Origin of the sequence: Microbacterium sp. Cr-K32, from assembly GCF_000708345.1 — a bacterium.
Taxonomy (GTDB): Bacteria; Actinomycetota; Actinomycetes; order Actinomycetales; family Microbacteriaceae; genus Microbacterium; species Microbacterium maritypicum_A.
Genome location: NZ_JARD01000023.1, coordinates 1 through 24,282, shown reverse-complemented (window position 1 = coordinate 24,282; position 24,282 = coordinate 1). Strand labels below are relative to the sequence as shown.

The 24,282-nt window shown below is 68.6% G+C and carries 24 protein-coding genes; 10 read left to right on the top strand and 14 right to left on the bottom strand.

All coding sequences use genetic code 11. From position 1 onward, the window contains the following. Position 1: 1 nt before the first annotated feature. Together GZ64_RS0112440 and GZ64_RS0112435 are read right to left on the bottom strand one after the other, a co-directional pair. Entirely contained in the window at positions 2-766 is a 765-nt protein-coding gene (locus tag GZ64_RS0112440) for a LamB/YcsF family protein (RefSeq protein ID WP_021199226.1), read from the bottom strand. Between the two features lie 4 nt (positions 767-770). After that, positions 771-2,048 carry an NRAMP family divalent metal transporter gene (locus GZ64_RS0112435; RefSeq protein ID WP_021199227.1) on the bottom strand — a complete coding sequence of 426 codons (1,278 nt, stop codon included), beginning with the start codon at positions 2,046-2,048 and terminating at the stop codon, positions 771-773. A gap of 172 nt (positions 2,049-2,220) precedes the next feature. Between GZ64_RS0112435 and GZ64_RS0112430 the strand changes: the two genes are divergently transcribed. After that, complete coding sequence (locus tag GZ64_RS0112430) at positions 2,221-2,859, top strand: GntR family transcriptional regulator (protein ID WP_029266869.1); 639 nt, start codon at positions 2,221-2,223, stop codon at positions 2,857-2,859. 235 nt (positions 2,860-3,094) lie between these two features. Further along, on the top strand, positions 3,095-3,913 hold the full coding sequence (locus tag GZ64_RS0112425; protein ID WP_029266867.1) for a matrixin family metalloprotease: 819 nt from the start codon (positions 3,095-3,097) through the stop codon (positions 3,911-3,913). 68 nt (positions 3,914-3,981) lie between these two features. Here GZ64_RS0112425 and GZ64_RS19485 read toward each other — a convergent pair whose 3' ends face one another. Beyond that, the gene (locus GZ64_RS19485) at positions 3,982-4,668 is read right to left on the bottom strand and encodes a TetR/AcrR family transcriptional regulator (protein ID WP_231479890.1); all 687 of its coding nucleotides are present in this window, start codon (positions 4,666-4,668) and stop codon (positions 3,982-3,984) included. Between the two features lie 125 nt (positions 4,669-4,793). On the opposite strand from GZ64_RS19485, the gene GZ64_RS0112415 reads away from it, so the two are divergent. Beyond that, complete coding sequence (locus tag GZ64_RS0112415; protein ID WP_021199231.1) at positions 4,794-5,666, top strand: DUF1266 domain-containing protein; 873 nt, start codon at positions 4,794-4,796, stop codon at positions 5,664-5,666. Further along, on the top strand, positions 5,663-6,700 hold the full coding sequence (locus tag GZ64_RS19480; RefSeq protein ID WP_051668021.1) for a hypothetical protein: 1,038 nt from the start codon (positions 5,663-5,665) through the stop codon (positions 6,698-6,700). The genes GZ64_RS0112415 and GZ64_RS19480 overlap by 4 nt, the downstream gene beginning before the upstream one ends. 99 nt (positions 6,701-6,799) lie before the next feature. Here GZ64_RS19480 and GZ64_RS0112405 read toward each other — a convergent pair whose 3' ends face one another. The 5 genes from GZ64_RS0112405 to GZ64_RS0112385 form a co-directional block, all read right to left on the bottom strand. Beyond that, complete coding sequence (locus tag GZ64_RS0112405) at positions 6,800-7,795, bottom strand: LacI family DNA-binding transcriptional regulator (RefSeq protein WP_029266862.1); 996 nt, start codon at positions 7,793-7,795, stop codon at positions 6,800-6,802. Positions 7,796-7,934: 139 nt separating this feature from the next. Then, the gene (locus GZ64_RS0112400; RefSeq protein WP_197020527.1) at positions 7,935-9,365 is read right to left on the bottom strand and encodes a GH1 family beta-glucosidase; all 1,431 of its coding nucleotides are present in this window, start codon (positions 9,363-9,365) and stop codon (positions 7,935-7,937) included. Positions 9,366-9,370: 5 nt separating this feature from the next. Then, positions 9,371-10,261: a carbohydrate ABC transporter permease gene (locus tag GZ64_RS0112395; protein ID WP_029266859.1), complete on the bottom strand. Its 891-nt coding sequence runs from the start codon at positions 10,259-10,261 to the stop codon at positions 9,371-9,373. Next, the gene (locus GZ64_RS0112390; protein WP_029266857.1) at positions 10,258-11,346 is read right to left on the bottom strand and encodes a carbohydrate ABC transporter permease; all 1,089 of its coding nucleotides are present in this window, start codon (positions 11,344-11,346) and stop codon (positions 10,258-10,260) included. Before GZ64_RS0112390 ends, GZ64_RS0112395 begins: the two co-directional genes overlap by 4 nt. A 98-nt stretch (positions 11,347-11,444) precedes the next feature. Then, complete coding sequence (locus GZ64_RS0112385) at positions 11,445-12,755, bottom strand: ABC transporter substrate-binding protein (RefSeq protein WP_029266855.1); 1,311 nt, start codon at positions 12,753-12,755, stop codon at positions 11,445-11,447. A gap of 135 nt (positions 12,756-12,890) precedes the next feature. Here GZ64_RS0112385 and GZ64_RS0112380 point away from each other — a divergent pair, with 135 nt between their 5' ends. From GZ64_RS0112380 to purQ, 3 genes are all read left to right on the top strand, one after another. Next, the gene (locus GZ64_RS0112380; RefSeq protein WP_029258801.1) at positions 12,891-13,424 is read left to right on the top strand and encodes an adenine phosphoribosyltransferase; all 534 of its coding nucleotides are present in this window, start codon (positions 12,891-12,893) and stop codon (positions 13,422-13,424) included. A gap of 208 nt (positions 13,425-13,632) precedes the next feature. Continuing rightward, entirely contained in the window at positions 13,633-13,881 is a 249-nt protein-coding gene (gene purS / locus GZ64_RS0112375; RefSeq protein ID WP_017204254.1) for a phosphoribosylformylglycinamidine synthase subunit PurS, read from the top strand. Continuing rightward, positions 13,878-14,585: a phosphoribosylformylglycinamidine synthase subunit PurQ gene (purQ, locus tag GZ64_RS0112370; RefSeq protein WP_029266853.1), complete on the top strand. Its 708-nt coding sequence runs from the start codon at positions 13,878-13,880 to the stop codon at positions 14,583-14,585. The genes purS and purQ overlap by 4 nt, the downstream gene beginning before the upstream one ends. 55 nt (positions 14,586-14,640) lie before the next feature. Here the strand turns inward: purQ and GZ64_RS0112365 are convergent, their stop codons facing one another. After that, complete coding sequence (locus GZ64_RS0112365) at positions 14,641-15,906, bottom strand: hypothetical protein (protein WP_029266851.1); 1,266 nt, start codon at positions 15,904-15,906, stop codon at positions 14,641-14,643. A gap of 189 nt (positions 15,907-16,095) precedes the next feature. Next, positions 16,096-16,524, bottom strand: a complete 429-nt coding sequence (locus tag GZ64_RS0112360; RefSeq protein ID WP_021199241.1) for a DUF1761 domain-containing protein — start codon at positions 16,522-16,524, stop codon at positions 16,096-16,098. A gap of 227 nt (positions 16,525-16,751) precedes the next feature. Between GZ64_RS0112360 and GZ64_RS0112355 the strand changes: the two genes are divergently transcribed. Next, complete coding sequence (locus GZ64_RS0112355; RefSeq protein WP_021199242.1) at positions 16,752-18,422, top strand: glycoside hydrolase family 13 protein; 1,671 nt, start codon at positions 16,752-16,754, stop codon at positions 18,420-18,422. A gap of 86 nt (positions 18,423-18,508) precedes the next feature. After that, positions 18,509-19,516, top strand: a complete 1,008-nt coding sequence (locus GZ64_RS0112350) for a LacI family DNA-binding transcriptional regulator (RefSeq protein ID WP_021199243.1) — start codon at positions 18,509-18,511, stop codon at positions 19,514-19,516. Here GZ64_RS0112350 and GZ64_RS0112345 read toward each other — a convergent pair. Then, entirely contained in the window at positions 19,513-21,159 is a 1,647-nt protein-coding gene (locus GZ64_RS0112345) for an FAD-dependent oxidoreductase (protein ID WP_029266849.1), read from the bottom strand. The two genes, GZ64_RS0112350 and GZ64_RS0112345, sit on opposite strands and share 4 nt — an antisense overlap. Before the next feature lie 257 nt (positions 21,160-21,416). Between GZ64_RS0112345 and GZ64_RS0112340 the strand changes: the two genes are divergently transcribed. Beyond that, the gene (locus GZ64_RS0112340) at positions 21,417-21,704 is read left to right on the top strand and encodes a metal-sensitive transcriptional regulator (RefSeq protein ID WP_021199245.1); all 288 of its coding nucleotides are present in this window, start codon (positions 21,417-21,419) and stop codon (positions 21,702-21,704) included. Between the two features lie 13 nt (positions 21,705-21,717). On the opposite strand, the gene GZ64_RS0112335 is transcribed toward GZ64_RS0112340, so the two are convergent. The 3 genes from GZ64_RS0112335 to GZ64_RS0112325 are packed head-to-tail and all read right to left on the bottom strand — an operon-like array spanning position 21,718 to position 24,224. Continuing rightward, positions 21,718-22,347: a superoxide dismutase gene (locus GZ64_RS0112335; protein ID WP_029266847.1), complete on the bottom strand. Its 630-nt coding sequence runs from the start codon at positions 22,345-22,347 to the stop codon at positions 21,718-21,720. A 12-nt stretch (positions 22,348-22,359) separates the two neighbouring features. Further along, positions 22,360-22,869 carry a flavin reductase family protein gene (locus GZ64_RS0112330; RefSeq protein WP_021199247.1) on the bottom strand — a complete coding sequence of 170 codons (510 nt, stop codon included), beginning with the start codon at positions 22,867-22,869 and terminating at the stop codon, positions 22,360-22,362. Further along, complete coding sequence (locus tag GZ64_RS0112325) at positions 22,866-24,224, bottom strand: FAD-dependent oxidoreductase (RefSeq protein ID WP_029266846.1); 1,359 nt, start codon at positions 24,222-24,224, stop codon at positions 22,866-22,868. The genes GZ64_RS0112330 and GZ64_RS0112325 overlap by 4 nt, the downstream gene beginning before the upstream one ends. Positions 24,225-24,282 lie beyond the last annotated feature (58 nt).

Genomic DNA, 24,282 nt, shown 5'->3' with positions numbered 1-24,282 from the left:
GTCAGGCGCCCGCGAACGGGGCGATCGTGATTCCCGCCTCCTGCAGCATCCGCTTGGTCTCTGCGGCCATGGCCACCGAGCCGGGACTGTCGCCGTGCACGCAGATCGACTGCGCGACCACGGGCACATCGGTGCCGTCGATCGCACGGATCACGCCGTCGGCGGCGAGGCGCACCATGCGCTCGGCGACCGCTGCCGGGTCGTGCAGCACCGCGCCCTCCTCGGTGCGCGAGACGAGCTGCCCGTCGGGCTGATACGCGCGGTCCGCGAACGCCTCGGCGGCGACGGCGAGCCCTGCCCGCTCGGCCACGTCGAGCACGACGCCTCCGGAGAGCCCGAGCAGCACCAGACCAGGGTCGATCGCGCGGATCGCGGCCACGACGTCCTTCGACTGCCGCTCGTCGCGGGCGATCGTGTTGTAGAGAGCGCCGTGCGGCTTGACGTACGAGACCCGGCCGCCGACCGCGGAGGCGAGCCCGATGAGCGCACCGAGCTGGTACTCGACGTGCGCCTGCAGCGTGGCCGAGTCGATGTCGACCTTCGTGCGTCCGAAGTTCTCGTAGTCGCGGTAACCGGGGTGCGCGCCGATCACCACGCCGTCCGCCACGGCAGCCGCGAGCGTCTCGCGGATCCCCTCGGGGCTGCCGGCATGGAAACCGCACGACACGTTCGCGCTCGTGACGAGGCGGAGCATGCTCGCGTCGTCGCTGACGATCCGGTCGGCGACGTTCTCGCCGAGGTCCGAGTTCAGGTCGATCGATGTCATGCGATCACGCTCCGATTCCGAGGAAGGCGAAGATGGGGCCGACCGAGACGATACCCATGTACCAGGTGAGCAGCGTCACGAGCGTACCGGCGACGAGCAGCCACATCGGGTACTTCTTCGAGCCGAGCAGGTCGCGACGGAACCAGCCGATGTACATGAACACCGTGAGTCCGATCGGCAGGATCAGGCCGTTGAAGCCGCCGACGAACACGAGGATCGCCGCAGGAGCGGTACCGATCGAGAGGTACACCGCCAGCGACACCACGATGAACGCGACGGTCGCGAGCTGCAGCGGCCACCCGCCCTTGAGCTTCGTGGTGAAGGTGGAGAGGAAGGTGGCGGAGGTGTAGGCCGCACCGATGACCGAGCTGATCGCCGCGGCCCAGAAGATCGCACCGAAGATGCGGAGGCCGGCGTCGCCGAGCACCGCGCCGAACGCCTGACCCGCGGGGTTCGCGCCCTGCCCGGAGAGGTCGAGCGTGACGCCGGAGGCCACGACGCCGAGGATCGCGAGGAACAGGACGTAGCGCATCACGCCGGTGACGAGGATGCCGTTGGTCGCCGCACGCATGACGGGGCCGGCGTGCTCCGGTCCGGTGTGTCCCGAGTCGAGGTAGCGGTGGGCGCCGGAGTACGTGATGTATCCGCCGACGGTGCCGCCGACGATGGTGGTGATGGTGGCGAAGTTCAGCTCGTCGGGCACGAAGGTCTGGCGCAGCGCCTCGCCGATCGGCGGCTGGGCGATCACGGCCACGACCACGGTCATGACGATCATGGCGATTCCCAGCACGACCAGCACGATGTCCATCACGGGGCCCGCCTTCTTCACCAGGAAGATGATGATCGCGAGGGCCGCGGTGACCATGCCGCCGAGCTTGGGGTCGATGCCGAGCAGGGCGTTGAGTCCCAGTCCGCCACCGGCGATGTTCCCGATGTTGAAGGCCAGCCCGCCGATCACGACGAGCACGGCGATCAGGTGTCCGGAGAAGGGGATGGCGCTGTTCGCGAGTTCGCCGGCGCGCTTGCCGGACGAGGTGATCATGCGCCAGACGTTCAGCTGCACCGCGATGTCGACGAGGATCGAGATGAGGATCGCGAACGCGAAGGCGGCCCCCATCGTCGCTGTGAACGTGGCGGTCTGCGTGATGAAGCCGGGGCCGATGGCGCTGGTGGCCATGAGGAAGATCGCGCCGATGACGGCACTGCGGCCCGCGCGCTTCTTGGCGGACGAGAGGCGGGCTTCGTCCTCCGGGGAGAGGGAGGCGGTGGTCTGCTCTGACATGCGGGGGGTTCCCATCGTCGTTGGTGGGTGTCGGGTGACCCCCAGTGTAGAACGGATAGGCATTGATTGTTCAACAATCGTGTTACGGCCGTGCTACAGAACGGTTGCTTTCGTGTGATTTCCCTCCTGCGACCGCAGACGATGCCGCAGCCCCGCCGCCTACGATGAAGGCATGAACCAGCAGGGCCCGCTCGCCGACGTCCTCCGTCAGCGCATCATCGACGGCGACTTCGCGCCGGGGTCACGACTCTCGGAATCAGCCCTCGCCGAGCAGTTCGACGTCTCGCGCAACACGCTTCGCGAAGCCTTCCGTGTGCTCGCCGAGCAGGGCCTCGTCGAGCACATCCCCCACCGCGGGGTCTCGGTGGCGTCACCGACCATCGCCGACGTGATCGACATCTATCGGGCCCGCCGCGTGATCGAATGCACCGCACTGCGCCAGTCCGAGCCCGAGCACCCCGCCGTGCAGCTCATGCGCGAAGCCCTGGCCGAGGCCGAGGAGCAGCTGCCGCACGAGGATTGGCGACGCATCGGCAGCGCGAACATGGCCTTCCACGACGCGATCGTCGCCCTCGCCGACAGCGCACGGCTCGCCCGCACCTACCGCGATGTCGCCGCCGAGCTGCGTCTCGTCTTCCTCGAGATCGACGAGCCGAGGTCGCTGCACGAGCCGTACGTCCGTCGAAACCGCGCGGTGCTCACGGCTCTGCTGGAACGGGGACCCGAAGCCGCTGCGGAAGAACTCGAGCGCTACCTCACCGCATCGGAGCGCAGTGTGTTGGGGGCTTTCGCCCGCATGGGCCACGCCTGACCCCCGACGTCTCGCCGGGACGCACACCACCTTCGACCAGAACGACGTTCGGTATTTTTGACCTGAGTGCATAAATCTGTGAACGTGCCGGGAGATGCCTTGCCATCGCGTGAGAGCCATGCTTACCGTGAGCGCACTTCGACAGGATCGGCTGCGCAGAGTTGCTCACCTTTCCGCCGGGGGCCGCGTGCCGAGGGGGCGCGCGGAATCGTTCAGATCGAAAAGGACTACTACTTTGCGACTCACGAGAAAACTGGCGTTCGCCGCTACCGCGGCTGCTGCGCTCTGCCTCGGCACGGTCATCCCCGCTGCCGCGAATTCCGCACCCGACGCCGATGACATCCCCACCTTCCAGGAGTTCGAGGCGTCGACCTACCGAGACGTCGACGGTGCCTACGTCGTCAACGGAGACGAGGTGATCTCCAACCAGGGCGAACTGCGTTCGTTCTACGAGCAGCTCCTCGGCGCCGACCCCGTGACCAACGGTCTCATCGTCAACACCGTCAACACCGTCGACGACAAATGGTCCGACGCGCAGGTGGCGAACCTCACCTATTGCGTCAGCACCGCCTTCGGTGCACGTCACGCCGACGTCGTGAACGCGATGGAAAGCGGTGCTGCCCTCTGGGAAGCCGCATCCTCGAAGATCGACTTCATCTACGACAGCAGCGCCGATGCCAACTGCACGACGCGCAACAACGCCGTCCTGTTCTCGGTGGAGCCGGTGCAGACGACGCAGTACATCGCCAGGGCCTTCTTCCCGAGCACCGCACCGCGTCTGCAGAACGTCCTCATCGACGACTCGATCTGGACCCCCGGCTCGTCCTGGACCCCGACGAACGTGCTCGGCCATGAACTGGGCCACGTGCTCGGCTTCCGCCACGAGCACACCCGCCCGGAGGCCGGCACCTGCTTCGAGGACAACAACTGGCGTCCTCTGACGCCGTACGACTCCTCGTCGATCATGCACTACCCGCAGTGCAACGGATCGTCCGACGACCTGTCGATGACGAGCGTCGACACCGCCGGAGTCGTCTCCCTCTACGGGAACTGACACCGGTCAGCACGTCGGAATCAGCGGGGCCCGGTCGTTCGCGACCGGGCCCCGCGTTCGTCCGTCGTTCAGGCGGAGTCACCCGGCAGTTGCTCGCGCCCCCGCAGAGCCGCCGTGGCCCGCGGCCGCGGCTCACCGTCACGCAGCGGAGCCGGTGGCGCGATGGACGCCGTGGGCTCGGGGAGTCCGTACCGTCGGAACATCCAGCGGCGGGCCTCCTCGAGCGGATACGTATCGCCGAAGACGGCGGATTTCACGAAGACACCCTCGATCGTGCTGCGCAGCATCACCTCTTCGAGCGCCGGGTCGTCGGCCCCTCGCGCGCGGAAGAGGTCACGGACCGCGTCCTCCGCCGCGGTGGCGCCCGCCTCGTGCCGGGCCTCCGACTCCGCGAAGAGTCGATGCGTGGCCGGCTGCTGCTGCATCGCGAGCACCGCGCGCTGCAGCGGTATCGCATAGGCGGTGGCCGTGAGAGCACCGTCGATCACCGCGGCGAGCATCTCGTCGGGCGTGCCCTCGACGCGGGCGAAGCCGAGCACGGTCTCGAACCAGCGATCGATCACGGCGGCGACGAGTTGCTCCTTGCCACCGAAGTGATAGTTCACGAGCCCCTGGGCGACGCCGGCACGCTTCGTGATCTCGGCGATGCTCGCCCCTGCGACGCCCCGTTCGCTGAACGTCTCGATCGCCGCCTGCAGGATGTTCTCCCTGGCACGCTCGCGGGCCAACCGGTTCTGCTCGTCGGAGCGCGCCACGTGGCATCCACCTCCTGAGTCCCGCCGGTCCGTCTTTCGAAATCGCCCCCCTGCCGTATAGATTACTCACTGAATGTTCGTTCAATCTATGAACCGACACGGATTCACCCTTCCCAGGAGCACCCATGCACTCTTTCGCGAGCGTCGACTTCAACAGCGTCACCTCGATCTTCGAATGGCTCGTGAGCCAGTGGTGGGCGTGGACGATCGTCGGGGTCGTCGTGCTGTTCTTCCTCGTGATCTGGATCCTGCCGGCCGCCAAGGTCAAGGCCTCGCCCGAGCACCCCACCACCGGGGTCGAAGCCGATGAGATCGCGCTCGGCTTCCTGCAGATCGTGAACCTGCCCTCAGGCGCCTGGAACGATCCGACCGCTTCGCTCCTCGACGACCGCGAGAAGAAGGTCCTCGTCGACCAGTGGGGCGTGCACACACGAGACGAATGGCTCGCCAACATCGAGCGCCTGAGCACCGTCCGCCGCCGTCGCGAGGTATGGATGCTGTACCTCGCCGTACGCACCGAACTCGCCCAGCGCCTCGGCCGCACGCCGAAGGCCAAGGAATGGCTCGCCGCCATCGTGCAGGAGGGCGGCGACAAGCGCGATGCACGCGCTTTCGTCACCTCGATCGAGTACGCCGAGACCGAGGTGCGCAAGCGCGTGGGCAAGGACATCGTCACCCCCGGGCTCTTCGTGAAGACCCTCGATGGCTACGGCCTGGGTCAGGCCGTGGCCATGACGACCTGGGGTGTCGCGCTCGGACACGGCGACGTCGCTGAGGCACGCGCGATCATCCACCGCATCAACGTCGAAGGGCGCCCGGCGTTCGAATCATGGGCCGACTTCGGCCTGAGCTACATCGTGGGACGTGTCATGCACTGGACGGACGGCAACGTCGATGAGAAGTCGTTCGAGAAGTTCGGCGACGGCTGGTCCGACTTCCAGGCCGCAGCGTCCGAGAAGCGCAACGGCCCGTGGGCGACGCTGTCATGGAGCCTGTGACCGTAGACCTGGAACCGCTGCGACGGAGCGCGGGCCTGCGCGACATCCGCACCTACGAGCGCATCTGCGGGATCCCGCCGCATCGCCGCTTCCTGGTGATCCTGGTGGTCGTGCTGCTGTTCGCCGCCGCGATGCTCACTGGGCTGTGGTTCCTCGGCCGCAGCGACATCCTCGCCGTCGCGCCGATCCTGGGCGTGTTCGTGATCGGATACACCGTGCTCGCCGCGGTCGGCTTCCTGTGGTGGGCGGTGGGATTGAGTCGCCGGGTGAAGGTCGCCGCCTTCGCCTGGCAGAACGGATGGGCCTACGCCGACATGCTCGAGCGCACCCGTCGCCCCGGCGCCGCGTTCGCCCGCGTGGTGCATGGGCGGGAGCGCGCGGTCATCGCCTGTGACGACACGCGGATGCCGTTCGAGTTGGGCATGCATCATTCGGTGTCACACGGGCAGGAGCGCGCCACGATCCAGAGGCCGTTCGCCTTCATCGAGCTGCCGCTGCCGGCATCCGTGCCGCACATCGTGCTCGCGAACCGCAAGCGCAGCATCATTCCGACGCTCGGGCTCGGCCGCGGCGCCGCCCGGATGGACCTGGAGGGGGATTTCGCGAAGACGTTCCTTCTCATCGTGCCGGAGGGCTATCAGCAGGACGCGCTCTACATCTTCACGCCGGATCTGATGGCCCGCGTTCTCGACCTCGGATCCGGCGCCGAGATCGAGCTCGTCTCCGACCGGCTCTACGTGTACCTCCCCGCAAGCACCCGATTCGACCGCGCCGAGACCATGACGGCCGCTCTCGTGCTGGCCGAGGAGTTCCACCGCCGCTTCGCCGCACGCACTGAGCTGTACCGCGACGACAACGCCGGCGACATCGCTGCCAGAGCGGGTGTGGCGGTCGGGCTGCGCGGTCAGCGACTGGGTGGTCGCGGAATCTCGGTCTTCGCAGTCGCGGGCACGACCGCGGTGCTGCTGCTGTCGGCAGGGCTCACCGCATTCTCTCTGTTCGGCGGCGACCTGCTCAGTACGTTCGTCGACTGACCACAAGACCCACGGCTGTGGGCCTGGCCCGGAGGGGGCGCCAGGGCCACAGCCGTGTTCATCCCCATCCGCCGATGAGTGGGAGCCGGATGCGACTCGTCAGGCCGAGGCCCGGATCACCAGCTCGGTCGGCAGGATCGTCGTGGTCGGCGGCTCCTCCCCCGCGAGCCGCGACAACAGGACCCGGGCCATGGCCTCACCCTGCGCGTACATCGGCTGGCGCATCGTGGTCAGCTGCGGGTCGGTGGTGACGGCGACCGAGGAGTCGTCGAAGCCGACCAGGGCGATGTCCTCCGGCACACGCACACCCGCCGAGCGGAGGGCGGTCAGGGCGCCACGGGCCATCAGGTCGCTCGCGACGAAGATCGCATCCGGACGCCCGCCGTCGAGCAGACGCCTGGCGGCCTCCGCACCGCTCGCCTCGCTGTAGTCGCCCTCCTCCTCGGCGTACGGGGCGAGGCCGGCATCCGCCAGAGCGGCGCGGAACCCCTGCACACGATCTTCCGAGGCGACCATCGTGAGCGGACCGGAGATCGTCGCGATGCGTGTGCGGCCGATGTCGATCAACCGCTGAGTGGCGTGCTTCGCTCCGGCGACGTTGTCGACGTCGACGACGTAGTCCCCGTCGTGACGGCGCACCGGGCGGCCGCCGAACACGACCGGCACGGCATCCGCGATCCGATCGACGAAGGCGTCGCTCGTGTGGTGCGAGACGATCAGCGCACCGTCCACGCCGCCGTTGCGCACGAAGCTGGTCATCTTGTCGCCGGGGTCATCGCTCGCGATGAGCAGGTTGAGCAGGTAGTCCGATCCGCCGAGCGCCCCGGTGATGCCCGCGACGATGGCTGCGAAGAACGGGTCGCCGAAGAAACGGGTGGTGTCCTCCGGCACGATCAGGGCGATGGCATGCGTCTGCCGTGAGGCGAGCGAGCGTGCGGCCCGATTGGGCACGTAGTTCAGCTCGTCGATCGCGGCGCGCACCGCTGCGAGGGCCTCCGGGCTCACGGCGGTCGACCCGTTCACGACCCGTGACACGGTCGACCGGGAGACACCGGCGGCGGATGCCACCTCTTCGATGGTCGCTCGGGGCGACATCAGCGTACGCACTCTTCCATCGCCCTATTCTCACCGGTTCACGGGTGCGACGACGACCGTCTCGCTCCGAGTCGCGCAAATGGTCGCATCTCGGCCCCGGATACGACCATTCACGCGATTCGAGGGGCGGGCAGCGGGGTCAGAGCGCCCGGGCCGCGATGATGCGGGCGTACTCCCGACCTGAGTCCTTGAGCGTGCGCTCCTGGGTGTCGTAGTCGACGCGTACGATGCCGAACCGCTTGTCGTATCCCCACGCCCATTCGAAGTTGTCGAACAGCGACCAGTAGAAGTAGCCGCGCACATCGACACCCGCCTCGGCGGCATCGAGCACCGCGCCCAGGTGCAGGCGAAGGAACTCGGTGCGCTCGGCGTCGTGCACGCGTGTCTCGCCGTCTTCGACCGCCACGGCATCGTCGTAGGCCGCCCCGTTCTCGGTCATGTAGAGCACGGTGCCCGCGGGCTCGGCGTACTCGTTCCAGATCCGCTGCAGCACACGGGTGAGACCCTCGGGCTGCACCTCCCAGTTCTGCGCGGTGCGGGGCAACCCCCGCTCGACCGCGTGGATGCCGTCGCTCGACGGGTAGGGGCTGCGCCGCACGCGCTCGGTCTCGGGCTCCGCGGAGACCGGCCCCTCAGCCGGAGCAGTGCCCGATACGAGGTCGCCGTGGTAGTAGTTCACCCCCTGCGTGTCGATGTGCTGCGAGATCAGCTGGAGGTCGCCGTCCTGCACGGCCGCCTCGAACTGCGCGACCGCGTCGGCATCGACCGCGCGGATGTCTTCGACGATGTCGGCGGGGTAGCTGCCGCAGTAGATCGGGTCGAGGAACCAGCGGTTGAACTGTCCGTCCACGCGACGAGCCGCATCGACATCGGCCGGATTCTGCGGGTCGGCGGGGTCGGCGACCGTGTGGTTCAGGGTGATGCCGAGGTTGAGCGAGGCGTCGCGTCTGCGGAACTCCTGCACGGTCTTGCCGTGTGCGAGAAGCAGGTGGTGCGAGGCGAGCAGCCCCTCCGCGATGCTGGTGTGCCCGGGCGCATGCTCGCCGGCAGTGTACGAGAGGAACGACGAGCACCACGGCTCGTTCAACGTGGTCCACACGTTCACCCGGTCGCCGAGCGCGTCGTGCATGGTGCCGGCGTACTCCAGGAAGCGATCGACCGTGTCGCGGTTCGTCCAGCCACCGGCCTCCTGCAGGGCCTGCGGCATGTCCCAGTGGTACAGCGTCAACCAGGGCAGGATGTCGGCGGCGAGCAGCTCGTCGACCAGGCGCTCGTAGAAGTCCACGCCCGCCGTGTTGACGGCTCCACCGTCCGGACGCACCCGTGACCACGAGGTCGAGAAGCGGTACGTCTGCAGCCCGAGCTGCGTCATGAGCGCGACGTCCTGCGGGTAGCGGCGGTAGTGGTCGCAGGCGACGTCGCCGTTCTCGGCCCCGATCACCGCGCCCGGCTCGCGTGAGAACGCGTCCCAGATCGAGGCGGTGCGCCCGTCCTCGAACGCCGCCCCCTCGATCTGGTACGCCGCGGTCGCGGCGCCGAACAGGAAGTTCTCGGGGAAGGAGCGGGTCATAGGGGTCATCCTTTCACCGCGCCCGCCATGATGCCACTGACCAGCTGCCGACCGGCGACCACGAAGAGCACGAGCAGCGGGAGGGTCGCGAGCACCGCGCCGGCGAGCACGATCGAGTAGTCGATGTAGTAGCCCGACTGCAGCTGGCTGAGCGCCGTCTGCAGGGTCGGGTTCTGCGGGGAGAGCACGATCAGCGGCCACAGGTAGTCGGTCCACGCCGTCATGAAGGTGAAGAGTCCGAGGATAGCCATGGCGGGGCGGGCTGCGGGGAGTCCGACGGTCAGGAAGGTGCGGAACTGGTTGGCGCCGTCCATACGGGCGGCCTCGATCAGCTCGTCCGGGATCACATCGACCAGGTACTGCCGCATGAAGAAGACGCCGAAGGCGGTGACGAGGGTCGGCACGATCACCGCGCCGATCGAGCCCGTCCAGCCGAGTTCGCGCATCAGCATGAACAGGGGGATGATGCCCAGCTGCGTCGGGATCGCCATCGTCGCGATCACGAAGATCATCAGCCCGTCGCGGCCCTTGAACCGGAGCTTGGCGAAGGCGTAGCCCGCGAGCGTGGAGAAGGTGACGACCGAGAGCGTGATGATGCCGGAGATGAGGAACGAGTTGCCCAGCGCCAGCCAGAACGGGATCGCGTCGAAGACCTTGGCCGCGTTCGTGAAGAAGTTGCCCCCGGGGATCAGCGGCAGCGTCTCACCGCGGGTGGCGTTCGTGCCGCTCGCGACGACGACCGACCACCACAGCGGATACACGCTGCCGATGATGAACGCGGCCAGGAGCCCGTATGCGAGGAAGCCGGGGCGGCTGCCGATCCCGGCGGTGCCGGATGATGCACTCCGGCGACGGCGGATCTTCTCGGGGACGCTCAGCGCCTGCGTGGCGGTCATCGCGCGTTCTCCTCGGTCGTGGTGGCGATCGTCGTTCCAGCAGCCGCCGCGGTCGCGGCCGCGTCGGTGGTGTGCGCGCGGCGGCGGGCCGCACGATTCTTCGGGCCGTCTCCGGTGGAGATCCGTCGGGAGATGAGGAAGTTGATCACGCCGATCCCGACGATCAGCAGGAACAGCAGGATGGCGACGGCCGATGCCTCTCCGAGGTTGCGACGGAAGAACGCCAGTTCCCAGAGGAACAGCACGGTGGTCTGGAACTGCCGGTCGCTGCCGCCGATGCCGCCGGCGGTCGACACGTCGAACAGGCGCGGCTCGGCGAAGATCTGCAACCCGCCGATCGTCGCCGTGATGATGACGAAGATCAGGGTGGGACGGATCGTGGGGATGGTGATCGAGAAGAAGCGGCGCGCGGCGCCGGCCCCGTCGAGGGCCGCCGACTCGTAGAGGTCACGCGGCACGGCCTGCATCGCGGCCAGCAGGATGAGGGCGTTGTAGCCCGTCCAGCGGAAGTTCACCATGACGGCGATCGCGATGTGCGACAGCGCGGTGTTGTGCTTCCACTCCTGGTCCGCGATGCCGATGAGGTTGAGCAGGTTGTTGGCCAGACCGTCGGCCTCGTTGAAGATGCTCGAGAAGATGATGGCGACCGCGACCGGGGTGACCACGAACGGGATCAGCACGCTCATGCGCCAGAACGTCGGGGCGCGCAGGCCCCGGTCGAGGAGGTAGGCGATCACGAGGGCCACGGCCAGCTGCGGGATCGCGGAGAGCAGGAAGATGCTCAGGGTGTTGCCGATCGAGTTCCAGAACATCGAATCGCCGAGGATCTCGACGAAGTTGCCGACCCCGACGAACTCGCCTTCGCCCTTGAGCAGGTCCCACTCGTGCACCGCCACCCAGACCGTGTAGAGCAGCGGGAACAGGCCGACCAGCCCGAACAGCAGGAAGAACGGCGAGACGTAGAAGTACGGCGAGGCGTTCTGGTCGAACCGTGAGACGCGGTGGCGCCAGGAGCGTTTCGGTGCGGCATCCTTCGCGGGGGATGCCGCGCGCTGCTGTTCCGCGGGCGGGGCGGTGAGTGTCATGGGGTGTCCTTGTCCCGGGGTTCCGAGGAGTTCCGGTCGCAGTTCCTGCCGCCGGCCGCGGGGTGGCGACGGCGGGAACTGCGACCGGAAGGGGGATGTCAGCCGACGAGGTCGTTCAGCAGACCGATGGCCTGGTCCCAGGCGCCCTGGGTGTCGGTGTCGCCGCGGTCGAGGCTGCTGAGCGCCGGACCGAAGACGTTCTCCTGGATCACCGAGTCATCGGCACCCTTGAACTGGGCGACGACGCCCTTGGCGCGCTCGGCGAGGATCGCCCCGGTCGGCGCGTCGTTGAAGAACGCGTTCGGCGTCGCATCCGCGGCGAGCGTCTCCTGCGCCTTGATCGTCGAGGGGAAGTTGCCTGCGGCGGCGGACTGCTTGACCTGCTGCTCGGGCTGCGTCAGCCAGTCGGCCAGCTCGGCGGCCGCCTTCTTGTGCTGCGAGGTCTCGGGGATCGACAGGAACGCGCCGCCCCAGTTCGCCGCTCCTCCAGGGAACACGTCGGCGAAGTCCCATCCTGTCGACGCGTCGCCGCCACCGGCTTCGACCTGACCCTGCACGACACCGAGCATCCAGCCCGGGCACACGAAGGTCGCGAAGGTGCCGTCGACGAACGACTTGCCGCCGTTCCAGTCCCACGCGGTCTGCGCGGCGGACTGGCCGCCCTCGGTCGCGGCGCCCAGCAGCTCGAAGCGCTCCTTGAGCTCGGCGTTGTCTTCGACGTTCAGCTCGCCGTCGGTCGTGTAGTAGCCCTCGTCGAGCTGGTTCACCATGGCGTTCCAGACGAAGCCGGAGTGGTCGTACCAGGCCTTGCCGGTCTTCGCGGTGTAGTCGGCGCCCACCTGGAAGTAGTTCTCCCAGTCGCCGTTGAGGAGCTCGGCCACCGACTCGCGGTCGCTCGGGAGCCCGGCCGCCTCGAATGCGGCGCCGTTGTAGCAGATGCCGCTCGGGCCGATGTCGGTGCCGTAGCCGATGACGCGGCCTTCGGCGTCGGTCGCCTGGCCGTACTTCCAGTCGACCCAGTCGTCCTTGCGGTCCTCGATGCCGTAGTCGCGCAGGTCGACGAAGGTGTCGGAGACGTCCATGATCGCGCCGAGCCAGCCCTCTTCGACCGCGACGATGTCGCTGAGGCCGGAGCCGGCGGCGATCTTGGTGAACGCATCGGTGCGGGCGTTGCCGCCGGTGTCGATGTTGGTCGCCTCGATCGTGACGTTCGGGTGAGCCTTCTCGTACTCCTTGTAGAGATCTTCGTAGCCGAAGGTGCCGAACGTGGTGACGGTCAGCGTGACCTCTTCGTCAGCGCTCCCCTCCGTGGAATCGCCGGTGCTGCCGGAGCAGCCGGCGAGGGCGAGAGCGGAGACGGATGCCACGGCGGCAGTCACGAGGATCCGGTTGCGGGCACGTGTGTTCACAGTTCACTCCTTTGTGGTGGTCGTGCGGTGTGTGGTGCGTCGAGACGTTGTGGGAGCGCTCCCACGAACTGAGCAGTCACTCTATGGGAGCGCTCCCACGGTGTCAACCCAGCCGCCGCGGGGTACCCTTGGGCAGTGCCCGAAGCCACGCTCTCCCCTGCCCTCGTCCGCGCCGAAGCCCTGATCCGCAACGTGCCGGACTACCCGCAACCGGGCATCATCTTCCGCGACATCACGCCACTCCTCGCCGACGCCGAGGCCCTCCGCGTGACGACCGAGGCGATCATCGAACCCTTCGCCGGCCAGTTCGACGTGATCGCGGGCATCGAGGCGCGCGGCTTCATCCTCGCCAGCGCTGCCGCCATCGCCGCAGGCGTCGGACTCATCCCGATCCGCAAGGCCGGCAAGCTGCCGCGCCCCGCGGCATCCGTCGACTACGCCCTCGAGTACGGCACCGCCACGATCGAGATGCACGACGACCTGCCCCCCGGATCCCGCGTGCTGCTGATCGACGATGTGCTCGCCACCGGAGGAACCCTCGCGGCCGGACGCGAGCTCGTCGAGCGCCTCGGCAGCCATGTCATCGGCATCTCGGTGCTGTTCGAGATCGACGGTCTCGGCGGCCGCGAGGCGGTCGGCGACCTGCACACCGTCTTCCACTCCGCATAGCCCCCTCTCCCTCACGCCCCCACGCACTGCTCGTCGAGCGCACGGGTACTCGGCGAGCGCACGGCATCCCCCCGCACGCGGGCCGTGCACTCGGCGAGATGTCGTGCACTCGGCACCGAGGGGGCGGAGGAGCGAGGGGGCGAGTGGGCGGGTGAGCCGGGGGCAGTAGACTGGATGCGCCCGTCCGCCCGCGACTCTTGGAGCCGTCATGCCCACCATCGTCGTCGACGTCATGCCCAAGCCCGAACTGCTCGACCCGCAGGGGAAGGCCGTCTCCGGCGCCTTCGCCCGCCTCGGCGTCGAGGGCTTCACCGACGTCCGCATCGGCAAGCGCTTCGAGCTCACCGTCGAAGGCGAGGTCACCGACGAGGTTCTCGCCGAGGCCCGGCGCATCGCCGACGAGGTGCTCTCCAACTCCGTGATCGAGGACGTCGTCGGCATCGAGGTCGCGGAGTGACCGTCCGCATCGGCGTCATCACCTTCCCCGGCTCGCTCGACGACCGCGACGCCCAGCGCGCCGTGCGCATCGCCGGCGCAGAGCCGGTCGCCCTGTGGCACGGCTCGCACGACCTCGAGGGCGTCGACGCACTCGTCCTCCCCGGTGGCTTCAGCTACGGCGATTACCTGCGCGCCGGCGCGATCGCCGCGCTCTCGCCGATCATGAGCGAGGTCAAGGATGCCGCCGCGAAGGGAATGCCCGTGCTCGGCATCTGCAACGGCTTCCAGATGCTCGTCGAGGCGCACCTGCTGCCCGGCGGCCTGATCCGCAACAACCACCAGCACTTCGTGCGTCGCGACCAGAAGCTCACGGTCGAGAACTCCGACACCGCGTGGACCAATGCGTTCCGCACCGGCCAGGAGATCGTGATCCCGCTCAAGAACGCCGACGGCGGCTACATCGCCGACGAGCAGACCCTCGACCGTATCGAGGGCGAGGGGCTCGTGGCCTTCCGCTACGCCGGAGTCAACCCGAACGGATCGCTCCGCGACATCGCCGGTCTCACCAACGAGGCGGGCAACGTGGTCGGGCTCATGCCGCACCCCGAGCACGCCACCGAGGCGGGCTTCGGCCCCGACACCGCTGTCGCCATGCGCAGCGGCATCGACGGACTCGACTTCTTCACGAGCGCCATCGCCGCGGTCGCCCGCGTCGCCGCATAACCTCAGGCCGGTCCGCCGTCAGGCCGGTCCGCCGTCAGGCCGGTCGAACGGCAGGTCAGTCGGCAGGCAGGGTGAACGGATTGTCCCCCGCCGCCGCGAGCAGGTACCAGGCCGTCGCGCCCGTGTGCAGGCTGGCGTAGTAGAGGTCGCCGAAACCCGAGTCGAGACCGTCGTTCGAGGTCGCGACGATCCCCTTGCCGTCACCGTTCGGAGCATCGCGCTGCGCCAGACGGATGCTGCTCAGCAACGTCTCGGCCCGGTCGGCGTCTCCCGGGCCGTCGCGGAGCGTGAGGGCGAGCGCGAGGTGTCCGCTCCCCTCGAACCAGGCCTTCGACACATCGACCTCGCTGATCGAGGGGCCCGTGTACGGGCCGTCGGTGGCGATCAGGTTCGCGAGCGTCCAGTCCAGCGCGGCGCCGTAGCGCGGGTCGCCCGTGGCGAGTGAACTCCACGTCTGCGCATCCAGCGGAATAGGACGGGTGTTGATGGTCGAACCGTCGAGGCCCGTGCCGGTGTCGACGTGGCCGTCCGCACTCTGCATGGCCGCGACGAAGTCGGCGGCGACCGCTGCCCGATCGGACCACACGGGGTCGCCGGTGAGCTGAGCCAATTGCGTGAAGAACCCCGAGACGTCGCTGTTGTGCTCGGTGGACTTCCAGGTCAGCGACGTGCCGTCCTCGAGCTGACCCCCGGTGTACCCGTACGGGGCTCGGAGCATGTCGGCCGTGTTGTCCTGGATCCACTGGCCCACACGCAGCGCGCCGTCGAGGTACCGCGAATCTCCGGTGGCGTGCGCGAGACGCGCGAGAGCCAATCCGACCCACGCCTGGTTCCCGGTGAAGCTGCCGGGGCCGGTGATCTCCACCCGCCCCTCGCGGATGCCGTGCGGTTCGTACGACGCCCGTGTGCGGCCGTCGCCGATCGGGTCGTTCTCCTGCACGAAGAGCAGGGTGTCGCCGATCGCCCGCGCGCGACGGAGGTCGTCCGGAAGCCCCCTGGCGGTGTATGCGATGATCACGAGCGCATCGTCGTAGACGAACGAGGGGGTGAAGTCCCAGCTCGGAGTGGTGAAGAATCCGCCCTCGTAGCTGCGCGGCAGACAGTGTCCGGCTCCATCGCAGAACTGGTCGACGCGCGTATCCAGGAACTCGTAGGCCAGCGCGACGGACTGCGAGGGATCCAGGCCACTCGCGCCGGATGCCTGGTCATCCGACGGGCGCATGGCGCCCCACGCGGCAGGAGCCGCGCCCACCAGCACAACTGCGGCGACGAGCGCGGCGGCGACCGCCCACGGCGCCGATCGGCGCGAAGATCCGGACATCGAGACCCCTCGGTCTGAACCGCGCGCGGGTCCGCAGCACGCGGGTGACCGGCAGGTCACCCAACGAGCCTCGCACCCCGCATGCGCTCGCAGAAGCGGCGAAGGTCTAGAGATGACTCTCCGATCGGCGAGTCCCCCGAACCGACCCGGCTACCGGTTCGCCGGTCCCCCGGGAGGCGGAGCGGTACCTCAGGCGAGCGCCGGCGGCCAGACGCCGATGATGATCGCCATGACGACGACCGTGACCAGCTCGTGCGCGATGTTCAGTGTGGTGAGTCGGGTCGAGCGCCCCTCGAACGCGTCGTGCGTGATGAAACGGGCGGCCGTGAACCCCGCCCACAGCGTGACAGCGGTGACGACGGCGCCCCAGAAGTACGATCCGCCGTAGAAGTGCCACGCGATCGACGAGGCGCCGGCGAGCACCCAGGCCGTGATGAAGCTCACGATGACCGTGGTGATGATCGGCCAGGCCGCTGTGGCCGCAGGACGATCCATGTCGACGTTCGCGAGCTTCGACCAGCGCGTGCCGAACACCTTCGGGGCGTACCAGACCGAGCCGACGAGCATGCTCGACGCGGTGGCCAGCAGGACCGCCCAGTAGTTGATCTCGGGAACCATGACAGCCTCCACTCATCGGATGCCTCACCCTACTCCCCGCCTGCGATCGCACCGCCGGCGACACCGGCATGAGACCGCGACGGATGCATGACCACGGACGCTGGACGATCATGCGAATGACCGACCGTCATGCAAGTGGCGCGGCCTCGGCCGGCGGAATCCGCGGCACCGAACCGATTCGATCCCCGCTCTGGCATGAATGTAAGCGTTTGCACTAGCCTGTTCCCATGGCACAGCTTGAGCAGATCGCAGCCCCCGGTTCCGAGTGGTGGCGCAGCGCCGTCATCTACCAGATCTACCCCCGATCCTTCGCGGACGCCTCGGGTGACGGCATCGGCGACCTGCCGGGCATCACCAGCCGACTCGATGCGCTGCAGGAGCTCGGCGTCGACGCGATCTGGCTGAGCCCGTTCATGACCAGCCCGCAGCGCGACGCGGGTTACGACGTGGCCGACTACCGCGACGTCGACCCGCTGTTCGGCACGCTGGCCGACTTCGACGACATGCTCGAGGCCGCCCATGCCCGCAACATCCGCGTGGTGGTCGACCTGGTGCCGAACCACTCGTCCGACCAGCACGTCTGGTTCCAGCAGGCGTTGAAGGCCGGCCCTGGCAGCCCCGAGCGCGCGCGCTACATCTTCCGCGACGGCAAGGGCGAGAACGGCGAGCTCCCGCCGAACAACTGGGAATCCGTGTTCGGCGGCGGCATGTGGGAGCGCGTCGTCGAGGCCGACGGCACGCCGGGCCAGTGGTACCTGCACATCTTCGACGCCACCCAGCCCGACTTCGACTGGACCAACGAAGAGGTGCGCGAGGAGTTCCGCTCCATCCTGCGCTTCTGGCTCGACCGCGGTGTCGACGGGTTCCGCGTCGACGTGGCCCACGGCATGATCAAGGCCGAAGGCCTGCCCGACTACACGCCCCCGAGCGATGCCGACTCCATGGGCGGCGGCGAGTCGAACGTGCCGTACTGGGGCCAGGACGGCGTGCACGACATCTACCGCGACTGGCACAAGGTGCTCGCCGAGTACGACGGCGACCGCGCGCTGTGCGGCGAGGCCTGGATGCCGACGCTCAAGCAGACGGCCCTGTGGGTGCGTCCGGACGAGATGCACCAGACGTTCAACTTCCCGTACCTGATGACGCCGTGGAACGCGAAGGCCCTCGGCGACGTCATCCGGGAGTCGCTCGACGACTTCGGCGCGGTCGGCGCCCCGAGCACCTGGGTGCTCTCGAACCACGATGTGGTGCGCCACGCCTCGCGCCTCGCGCTGACGGCGGACAACCCCCAGGGCGAGGGCATCGGCCCGAACACCCCGAGCAAGCCCGACACCGCGATCGGCCTGGCCCGCGCCCGCGCCGCGACCACGCTGATGCTGGCACTGCCCGGTTCGTCGTACCTGTACCAGGGCGAAGAGCTCGGCCTGCCCGAGGCCATGGAGATCCCGGACGAGTACCGTCAGGACCCGACCTGGTTCCGCACGAACGGCGAGCGCTACGGTCGTGACGGATGCCGCGTGCCCCTGCCCTGGGAGGCCGAGGCTCCGGCCTTCGGATTCAACGACACCGGTCTCTCGTGGCTCCCGCAGCCCGCAGACTGGGCGGCCTACGCCCGCGACGTCGAAGAGGTCGATCCCGCATCGACGCTCGCGCTGTACAAGCGCCTGCTGGCCGCGCGCCGCGAGCACGGCTTCGGCAGCGGCTCGCTGGTCTGGGAAGACGCCGGGCCCGACGCGGTCGCCTTCCGACGTGGTGACGTGCACGTCGTCGCGAACCTCGGCACGGCGCCGATCGAGCTGCCGGCCGACGCCTTCGTGATGCTGCAGAGCCAGCCGTTCGAAGGCGCGTCGATCCCGGTCGACACCGCCGTCTGGTACACCACAGCGACGCAGGCCTGACACGCCCTTCCGGTCGCGATTCCTGTCGCTCACGCCCGCGTGAACCGGCAGGAATCGCGACCGGAGCACTTTCGACAGAGGAACACATGGCCAGCATCGATGAGGTCGCCCGGCTCGCCGGAGTCTCCACCGCGACCGTCTCCCGCGCACTGAGCGGACGCGGTCACGTATCGGAGTCCGCGAAGGAGAGGGTGCAGGCCGCGGCGCAGTCGCTCGGCTATGTCGTCTCGTCGCGGGCGTCGAGCCTGGCCTCGGGTCGCACGCGCAACGTCGGGGTGATCGTGCCCTTCCTCGACCGGTGGTTCTTCAGCACGGTGCTCTCCGGCGTCTCCGCCGCCCTCATGCGCGAGGGCTATGACATCACGCTGTACAACATCACTGCCGACAAGGACGTACGTCGGCACGTGTTCGACACCTTCCTGCGCCGACAGCGCGTCGACGCCGTGATCGCGGTGTCGATCGAGCTCGACGAGGACGAGACGCAGTATCTGCTCGACCTCGGACTTCCTGTGATCGCGATCGGCGGTCCGAACCCGAAGCTCGACACCCTCACCGTCGACGACGTCGCGGTCGCGCAACTGGCCACCGAGCATCTGATCAGCCTGGGCCACACCGATATCGCGCACATCGGGGCGAACCCGGAGTTCGACATCGACTTCCACATCCCGACCAACCGCCGCCTGGGGTTCGAGAAGGCGCTGGCGAAGGCGGGCATCCCCCTCAACCATGCCTTCCTCGAGCCCGCCGACTTCACGGTCGAGGGCGGCTACCGGGCGGCGAAGCAGTTGCTCGGCCGCCCGGGCCCCCGCCCGACCGCCGTGTTCGCGGCCTCGGACGAGATGGCCATCGGCGCACTCCTCGCGGCCCGAGACCTGGGCTTCAGCGTTCCCGAGGAGCTGTCGATCGTCGGCATCGACGGGCATGAACTCGGCGAGTTCTTCCGCCTGACCACGGTCGATCAGTTCCCGCTCGGACAGGGCGAGCGGGCAGCCGATGCCGTGCTGGCGAAGCTCGCCACCCCCGACGCCGTGCACATCCCGTCGGCGCTGCCCTACGAGCTGAACGTGCGCGGGACCACCTCCCGCCTGCTCTAGCGTTCGACCAGGGTGGCGTCGCGCCAGGTGCGATAGCCGCCGTCGAGGTTGCGCGCGTCCACGCCTCGCTGCCGGAGGATCCGCGTGGCGATGTGCCCACGCAATCCGACCTGGCAGTGCACGATGACGGGTCCATCGGAAACCTCGTCGAGCCGTTCCCTGAGCTCGTCGAGCGGCACGTTGACGGCGCCGGGAATCGCGCCGGCAGCATGCTCGGCCGTCGAGCGCACGTCGATCAGTGTCGCTCCCCCACGCTGCTCCTCAGCGAGTTCATGCCATTGGATGGTCGGAGTCGTGCCGGAGCGGGTGTTCTCGGCGACGTAGCCGAGGATGTTGACCGCGTCCTTCGCCGAGCCGAACTGCGGGGCGTAGGCGAGTTCGAGATTCGCGAGCCCGGCGGCCGTGATGCCGGTCTGCATGGCGGTCGCCACCACATCGATCCGCTTGTCGACACCGTCTCGCCCCACCACCTGCACACCGAGGATCACGTCGGAGGCCGGGTCGGCGAGCATCTTCATGGACAGCGTCTCGGCGCCGGGGTAGTAGCCGGCGTGGGATCCGGGATGCACATGCACGACGTAGAAGTCACGTCCTGCGGCCCGGAGCTGCCGTTCACTCCAGCCCACCTTCGCTGCGTCGACCCCGAACACGCGGACGATCCCGGTGCCGAGCGCGGGGCGCGCCGTCTCCGTCCTCCCCGCGATGAGGTCGGCCACCATGCGTCCATGTCGGTTCGCGAGGCCGGCCATCGTGATGAGAGCCGTGTCGCCGCCCACGAGGTCGAGCTTCTCGACGCCGTCGCCCACCGCGAACACGTCGGGAGCGCTCGTGCGGCACATCGAATCGACCGCGATGCCGCCGGTCTCACCGAGCCGGATGCCGGCACCTTCGGCGAGCGCCGTCTCCGGTACGACTCCGGAGGCATCGATCACGAGTTCGGCGGGGACGGATGCCCCATCACTCAGCGTGACCCGCCCGGATACGGCACGCACGACCTCGACACCGAGGCGCACATCGACGCCGTGCGCGCGGACCTCGGCGGTGATCGGTGCGGCCATCTCCGCATCGAGCGGGGAGAGGAGGTGGGATCCCCGCTGCACCAGCGTCACGGATGCGCCGCGAGCGACGAGGTTCTCGACCGCTTCCAGGCCCGTGTAGCCTCCGCCGACCACCACCACCGGAACGCCCGCCCGCGAGAGCGCGGCGTCGATCGCATCCGCGTCTTCGACCGTCCGCAGACTGCGCGTACGGATGCCCGAGGAGGGCTCGTTCAGACGGGGGCGTGCGCCGGTGGCGAGGATCAGCCTGTCGTAGCTCTGTGTGAAGCGGCGCCCGGAGTCGATGTCCATGACCTCGACGAGCTTCTGCGCAGTGTCGATTCGCGTGACATCGTGACGCACACGCACATCGAGTCGGAAGCGGCTGCGCAGAGATTCCGGCGTCTGCAGGAGCAGCGATTCGCGTTCCGCGATCACCCCTCCGACGTAATAGGGCAGGCCGCAGTTCGCGTACGAGACCTCGGGCCCTCGTTCGAACACCATGATCTGCGCGTGCTCGTCGAGGCGGCGCAGGCGCGCGGCGGCGGACATGCCCCCGGCGACCCCACCGACGATGACCACGGTGAGCGGTTGCACGGTGGTCATCGCCGGAACATCCGCGAGAAGAAGCCGCCCTGCGCCTGCTCCTTCGGGTGTCCGGAACACCACTGCGCGGCAGGCACCGTTCGCCGCACGGCGTCGACGTGCTGACCGCACCCCGCCCAGGTCGTCTTGCCGCAGGTCTTGCAACGGACTGCTCGGCACATCTTCATCGTCTCCTCACCGATACCCCCATGGGTATCGGTGCCCACTATACCCCCAGGGGTATAGTGGGCAGTCCAGCCGATACCCAGGGAGCGACCATGTCATCCGCAGACGCCGACACCCAGCGCAGGATCGCCAACCGTCTCAAGCGAGCCCGAGGACAGCTCGGCGCCGTCATCGCCGCGGTCGAAGAGGGTGGCGACTGCCGGGCGGTGGTCACACAGCTCGCCGCCGTCACCTCGGCTCTCGACAAGGCGGGTTTCCAGATCATCGCCTCCGCCATGAAGGACTGCATGACCGAGCCCGAGGCGGAGACGCAAGCGGCCACCGACACCCGTGGAGTGTCGATGGCCGAACTGGAGAAGCTGTTCCTCTCCCTCGCGTGACCGGCGGCGCGGGTCAGCTCGCGACGATGAGACCCTTCGTCGCCGTGCGGGCGGCCTCGAAGCGGCGCTGCACATTGGGCCAGTTCACGAGGTTCCAGAACGCCTTGACGTAGTCGGCGCGCACGTTGAGGTAGTCGAGGTAGTAGGCGTGCTCCCAGACGTCGAGCTGCAGCAGCGGGGTGACGCCGAGCGGCGCGTTGCCCTGCTGGTCGAACAGCTGGAAGATCACGGGACGCGCGCCCACGCTGTCCCAGGCGAGCACGGCCCAACCGGATCCCTGCACACCGAGTGCGGTCGCGGTGAAGTGGGCGCGGAAGGCGTCGATCGATCCGAAGGCGTCGACCAGTGCGGCCTCGAGCTCACCCTCGGGTGCTCCGCCGCCCTCGGGCGAGAGGTTCTGCCAGAACACCGAGTGGTTGATGTGGCCGCCGAGGTTGAAGGCGAGGTCCTTCTCGAGCTTGTTCACGTTCGCGAGGTCACCCGCGCTGCGGGCGGCGGCGAGCTGCTCGAGTGCGGTGTTCGCCCCCGTGACGTAGGCCTGGTGGTGCTTGGAGTGGTGCAGCTCCATGATCTTGCCCGAGATGTGCGGCTCGAGGGCCGAGTAGTCGTACGGCAGCTCGGGGAGTGTGTAGAGCGTGGTCATGACGTCTTCCTTTCAGTGGTTGTTGTCGTGTGGAAGTGCGTGGAAACGGCGATCGATGTAGACCAGAGGGCGCCCGGAGAGACCAGGCAGCACCTCGATGACCTCAGCGATGACCACGGTCGACGAACCGACGGCGACCGTCTGGATCGGACGACAGCGCAGGGCCACCCTGGCCTCGGGGAGGTGCGGTTCGCCGGTCGGCAGCGTGGCCCATCCCTGCTCGGGCGTGAACCGCTCGGACCCGCTGACCGCGAAGCTCTGGGCGAGATCGGAGTGCTCGTCGTCGATGAGGTGCACCACGAAGGTGTCGGCACCGAGGATCGCTCCTGCAGAACCGGTGGCACGGGTCACCGAGAACACGATCGCCGCGGGATCGACCGCCACCGAGGCGACGCTGGACGCGGTGAGACCGACCGGCCCTTCCGGGGTGCTCGCGGTGATGATCGCGACTCCCGCCGGATGGGTGCGGAAGGCGGCTTTGAGCGCCTCGCCGATCGGCGTGGGTACGGGTGTCGCGGTCATCGACCTGCCTCCATCATCTGCTGCTGCTTCGCATGTGCCAGCATCTCATCACGCTCGACGAGCTTCGTCCGCTCGCGACCGCGCTCCGCTCCGGCCCCGCGCTCGGCGGCGTCGATGCGCAGCCAGCCGTCGAGGTCGACCGCCTGCGAGAGATGGGCGATCGGATCGATGTCGCGCGCCTCGCGCTCGATCGCATCGAGGTCGTCGACGACGTGGCCGATCGTCTGCGCGGCATCCGACTTGGTCGACCCGATCAGCCCGACCGGGCCGCGCTTGATCCAACCGGTCGCGTACAGTCGCGGGATCGGCGCTCCGTCCGCATCGACGACGCGACCCTCGACGTGCGGCACGACGCCGCGAGCGGCGTCGAACGGCACCCCGGGAACAGGTGTCGAGCGGTAGCCCACTGCGCGGTAGACGGCTCCGACGTCATAGCGCAGCAGCTCCCCCGTGCCGACCATGCGGCCCAGCTCGTCGGATGCGGTGCGTTCCATCTCGATACCGGTGACCGCGTCCGTGCCGAGCACGCGCACCGGACGCTGCCGCAGGTGCAGGTGGATGCGGCGCGAGGCGCTGCGGCTCGCGGGATCGAGGGCTGCCCATTCGGTCATGGTGCGCACGACGATACGGCGCTGCGAGAACTGCGCCACCATCCGCTCGGCGTGCTCGTCGAGGGCGAGCTCGTGCGGGTCGACGATCACATCGACGTCGTCCTGCTCGGCGAGCTCGCGCAGCTCCATGGCCGAGAAACGCACATCGGCCGGGCCCCGACGGGCGAACAGGTGCACGTCGCGCAGCGGGCTGGCAGCGAGCTGGTCGAGCACGGCATCCGGGGTGTCGGTGTGGGTCAGCGCCGACGCATGCTTGGCGAGGATCCTCGTCACGTCGAGCGCCACATTGCCGGCGCCGAGCACCGCGACCGCCTCGGCGGCGAGCGGCCAGGTGCGCGGCACATCGGGGTGCCCGTCGTACCAGGCGACGAAGTCGGCCGCGCCGAACGAACCGGGCAGGTCGATGCCCGGGATGTCGAGAGCGACATCGAGGTCGGCCCCCGTGGCCACGATCACTCCGTCGTACGCGGCACGCAGCTCGTCGATCCCGATGTCCACGCCGACCTCGACGTTGCACCGCAGCCGGATGCGCGGGTTCACGAGCACCTCGTGCAGGGCATCCGTGATCTTGCGGATGCGGGGATGGTCGGGCGCGACGCCGTAGCGGACGAGACCATACGGTGCCGGGAGCTTCTCGAACAGGTCGATCGATGCGGTCGGCACCCGGTCGAGCAGGATGTCGGCCGCGTAGATGCCCGCGGGCCCCGCGCCGACGACGGCGATGCGCGGTTCGGCGTTGGTCATGCGTGTTCCCCCTGTGGTGCGAGCGCGGCGATGATCGGGTGGTCGAACGCGTACACGC